This window comes from Pseudomonas sp. Pseusp3 (assembly GCF_047304225.1).
In the GTDB taxonomy this organism is placed as follows: domain Bacteria; phylum Pseudomonadota; class Gammaproteobacteria; order Pseudomonadales; family Pseudomonadaceae; genus Aquipseudomonas; species Aquipseudomonas fluorescens_CD.
This window is the reverse complement of sequence record NZ_JBGLYV010000296.1, coordinates 1-231: the sequence shown is the minus strand read 5'-3', so window position 1 is coordinate 231 and position 231 is coordinate 1. Positions and strand designations below refer to the sequence as shown.

The window sequence follows — 231 nt, the reverse complement described above, 5'->3', positions numbered from 1 at the left end:
CCCCTGGTACGCCGTTTCATGGCGTTGCTGGAACCGGTTGACGACGCCCGCCTGGAGGAGATGGCGCAGGAGAGCCGGCGTCTGACGCGGCTGCATTTCGGCCGGACCATCCGCCTGTTCGCCCCCATTTACCTGTCCAACGAATGCATCAATAATTGCAAGTACTGCGGTTTTTCCCGGGATAATCCCATTATCCGCACCACGCTTACGGTGGATGAAGTGGTGCAGGAG

Annotated in this window: 1 pseudogene; it reads left to right on the top strand. The window is 59.3% G+C overall.

The annotated features are described in order from the left end of the window. Positions 1 to 18: 18 nt before the first annotated feature. A pseudogene (locus ACCD00_RS30925) lies at positions 19 to 231 on the top strand (2-iminoacetate synthase ThiH); the annotation flags it as partial.